The following is a 4413-nucleotide window of genomic DNA, read 5'->3' as shown; positions in this document are numbered from 1 at the left end:
CCCAGGCCGTGCCGTCGGCCGCGGCCGCGAACGGCTTGCAGCGGCCGTTCGCGGCGAGACCGCGCTGCCGGCTGAACTCGGTGAACACCGTGGGCGTGGTGATGATGGTGACGCCACCGGCCAGCGCCAGGGTGCACTCGCCGTTGCGGAGTGCCTGCGCCGCCAGGTGCAGTGCCACCAGCGACGAGGAGCAGGCGGTGTCGATGGTGACGGCCGGGCCCTCGAAGCCGAAGGTGTACGACACCCGGCCCGACGCGATGGAGCTGGAGCCGCCGGTGCCGAGGTAGCCCTCGACGCCCTCGGGGAACGTCCGGAGCCGCGAGACGTAGTCGTTGTGCATCTGGCCGACGAACACGCCGACCTGCCCGCCGCGCAGCCCCACCGGGTCGATGCCGGCCCGTTCGAACGCCTCCCAGCTGGTCTCCAGCAGCAGCCGCTGCTGCGGGTCCATGGCCAGCGCCTCGCGGGGGTTGATCCCGAAGAACGCCGGGTCGAAGTGGTGGGCGTCGTAGAAGAAGCCGCCTTCGCGGGCGTAGGAGGTGCCGGGCCGGTCGGGGTCGGGGTCGTAGAGCCCCTCGATGTCCCAGCCGCGCTCCGACGGCAGGTGCGACATGCCGTCCCGGCCCTCGGCGAGCAGCTCCCACAGGTCCTCGGGGGTGCGGACATCGCCGGGGAAGCGGCAGCTCATCGCGACGATCGCGATCGGGTCGTCGTCCGCGGCCGCTTTGGTGCCCGCGCCGGTCCGCGCCGGCAGGGCGGCCGCCGCGGAGCCGAGCAGCTCGTCGCGGAGGTAGCCGGCCAAAGCGGTCGGCGACGGGTAGTCGAAGACCAGGGTGGCCGGGAGACGCAGTCCGGCGGCGGCGCCGAGCCGGTTGCGGAACTCGACCGCGGTCAGCGAGTCGAAGCCGAGGTCCTTGAACGCCCGGTTCGCCTCGACCGCGTCGGGCGAGTCATGGCCGAGAACGACGGCCACCTGGGTGCGCACCAGTTCCAGCAGGGCCGCGTCGCGCTCCGCCTCGGGCAGCCGGACCAGCCGCTCCACCAGCGAGGCGGCATCGGAGCCGGTGCCCGTCTCGGCGGTGCGCCGGGTGGTGCCGCCGCGCACGAGGCCGCGCAGCAGCGCGGGCACCATGCCGACGGGCGCGCCGGCCAGCGGCGCCAGGTCGAGCTGCATGGGCACCAGGAACGCCTCACCCACCTGGTGGGCGGCGTCGAACAGCGCCAGGCCCTCGGCCGAGGACAGCCCGAGTACGCCGGATCGGCTCATCCGGGACTTGTCGGTCGCGTCCAGTTCGCCGGTCATGCCGCTGGCTTCGGCCCACAGGCCCCAGGCCAGCGAGGTGGCGGCGAGGCCTTGGGTGTGCCGGTGCCGGGCCAGGGCGTCCAGGAAGGAGTTCGCAGCGGCGTAGTTGGCCTGGCCCGCTCCGCCGAAGGTACCGGCGGCGGAGGAGAACAGCACGAAGTCGGCCAGGTCGCAGTCCCTGGTCAGCTCGTGCAGGTTGACCGCGGCGTCCACCTTCGGGCGCAGCACCTTCGCCACCCGCTCCGGGGTCAGCGAGCCGACGACACCGTCGTCCAGCACACCGGCGGTGTGCACCACGGCGGTCAGCGGGTGCTCCGCCGGGACGGCGGCCAGCGTCGCGGCCAGCGCCTCCCGGTCGGCCGCGTCGCAGGCGGCGATGGTCACCTCGGCGCCCAGCTCGCGCAGCTCGGCGGCGAGTTCGGCGGCGCCCGCGGCCTGCTCGCCACGGCGGCTGGTGAGCAGCAGGTGCCGGGCGCCGCGCTCGGTCACCGCGTGCCGGGCGACCAGGCCGCCCAGGGTGCCGGTGCCGCCGGTGATCAGGACCGTGCCGTCCGGGTTCCAGTCGGCGGGCACGGTCAGCACGACCTTGCCGATGTGCCGGGCCTGGCTGAGGTAGCGGAAGGCGTCCGGGGCCTGTCGTACGTCCCACGAGGTGATCGGCAGCGCCTTCAGCGCGCCGCGGTCGAACAGCTCCAGCAGCTCGCAGAGCATGTTCTGGATGCGGTCCAGGCCCGCCTCGGTCAGGTCGAACGCCTGGTAGGAGACGCCCGGGTAGGCGGCGGCGACCTCTTCCGGCACCCGTACGTCGGTCTTGCCCATCTCGACGAACCGGCCGCCGCGCGGCAGCAGCCGCAGCGAGGCGTCCACGAACTCACGCGCCAGCGAGTCGAGAACGACGTCGACGCCGCGGCCCCCGCTGGCCCCGCGGAACTTCTCCTCGAAGGCCAGGTCGCGGGAGGAGGCGATGCGGTCGTCGGCGAGGCCCAGCGAGCGCAGGGTGTCCCACTTGCCGGGGCCGGCGGTGGCGAAGACGTCCACGCCCCAGTGCCGGGCGAGTTGTACCGCGGCCATGCCGACACCGCCGGCGGCGGCGTGGACCAGCAGTGACTCGCCGCCCTTGAGGCCGGCCAGGTCGCGCAGCGCGTAGTACGCCGTCATGAAGACGATCGGCACGGACGCCGCTTCGGCGAACGTCCAGCCGCCCGGCATCGGGGCGATCATCCGGCGGTCGGCGACCACCAGGGGTCCGAAGCCGCCGGGCAGCATGCCCATGACCCGGTCGCCGGGGACCAGGTCGGTCACGCCGGGACCGGTCTCCAGGACCACACCGGCGCCCTCACTGCCCATCAGCCCGGCGTCACCGGGGTACATGCCCAAGGCGTTGAGCACGTCGCGGAAGTTCACGCCGGCGGCGCGTACCGCGACCCGCACCTGTCCGGCCTCCAGCGGAGCGGTGGCCTCCGGGGTCGGCAGCAGGGTCAGGTTCTCCAGCGTGCCCTTGTCCAGGATGTCCAGCCGCCAGGCCGGCTCACCGGCCGGCGGCACCATGGCACCGGCGGAGGCGACGCGGGCCAGCCGCGGGGCGTGCACAGTGCCGCGGCGCAGCGCGAACTGCGGCTCGCCGGAGGCGAGGGCGGCGGCCAGTGCCTCGTGGGAGGCGTCGTCGTCGAGGTCGGCCAGCACCAGCCGGTCCGGGTTCTCCGACTGCGCCGAGCGCACCAGTCCCCACACCGGGGCGTGCGCCAGGTCGTGCACCCCGGCGTCGCTCTGGGTGGCGACCGCGCCATGGGTGAGCAGGACCAGCCGGGAGTCGGCGAAGCGCTCGTCCTCCAGCCACTGCCGCACCAGCGCGAGCGCGTTCTGCACGGCGGTGTGGACGGCCCCGGTCACCTCGTCGGCGGCGGTGGGCTGCGGGGCGCAGTGCGCCAGGACGAACGCGGGTGCCTCGGTGCCGTTCTCGACGGCCGCGCCGAGGGCGGCCAGGTCGGCGTGGACGGCCGCGCCTGAGACCGGCTCGGCGGGCGCACCGGCGCCCAGCACCGCCCATGACACGGAGTCCGTGGGAGCGGCGGGCACCGGCACGGTGGCCCAGTCGAGCCGGAACAGCGACTCGTGGTGCGCGGCGGCGCGCCCGCCGAGCGGTCCAGCCGCGACCGGGCGCAGGGCCAGGTGTTCCACGGCGGCCACCGGCGCGCCGGTGGCGTCCGCCAGCTCCAGGGACACCCCGTCGGCGCCTGCCGGGCTCAGGTGGACCCGCAGTGTGCCGGCGCCGACCGCGTACAGCGACACGCCGCTCCAGGAGAACGGCAGCCTGCCCTGCTCGTCGCCGCCCTCGCGGGCGAAGGTGGAGTGCAACGCGGCGTCCAGCAGCGCCGGGTGGAGCCCGAACGCGGCGGCCTCGGACCGTCGGTCCTCGGGGAGCTCGACCTCGGCGAACACCTCGTCGCCGCGCAGCCAGGCGGCTTTCAGTCCCTGGAAGACCGGTCCGTAGGCGAAGCCGCCCTGCGCCAGGTGCTCGTAGAGGCCCTCGACCGCGGCGGCCTCCGCGCCCGGCGGCGGCCACGCGGCGAGGTCGAACGACGGCTGCGGGGCGCCGGTGGCCAGTACCCCACTGGCGTGCCGGATCCACATCTCCTCGACGGCGGCGTCCTGTGCTCGCGAGTACAGCTCGACCGTGCGATGGCCCGCGTCGAGGGTGGCGCCGACCATGATCTGGAGCTGGAGCGCACCGTGCTCGGGGAGGATCAGCGGCGCCTCGATGGTCAGCTCGTCCAGCCTGTCGCAGCCGACCTGGTCGCCGGCCCGTACGGCCAGCTCCACGAACGCGGTGCCGGGCAGCAGCACGGTGCCCATTACGGCGTGGTCGGCCAGCCACGGGTGGGTCTCCAGCGACAGCCGCCCGGTGAGCAGGAAGCCGTCGGAGTCGGCCAGTGGGACAGCGGCGCCGAGCAGCGGGTGGTCGGCGCGGCCCAGGCCCGCCGACTCCACATCGCCCACGGTGCCCGCGGGCGACCGCAGCCAGTAGCGCCGACGCTGGAAGGCGTACGTGGGAAGCTCCACGCGCGCCGCACCGGTGCCGGCGAAGAACGCCTCCCAGTCCACCGTCAGGC

At 74.8% G+C, this 4413-nt stretch carries 1 protein-coding gene; it reads right to left on the bottom strand.

The window, feature by feature from the left end; all coding sequences use genetic code 11:
• The coding region (locus ABTZ94_RS36385; protein ID WP_351207544.1) for an SDR family NAD(P)-dependent oxidoreductase at positions 1-4413 on the bottom strand (4413 nt) is incomplete at both ends.

The organism is Streptomyces sp. NPDC002785 (assembly GCF_040295565.1).
In the GTDB taxonomy this organism is placed as follows: domain Bacteria; phylum Actinomycetota; class Actinomycetes; order Streptomycetales; family Streptomycetaceae; genus Streptomyces.
This window is presented reverse-complemented; position numbering and strand designations above follow the sequence as displayed.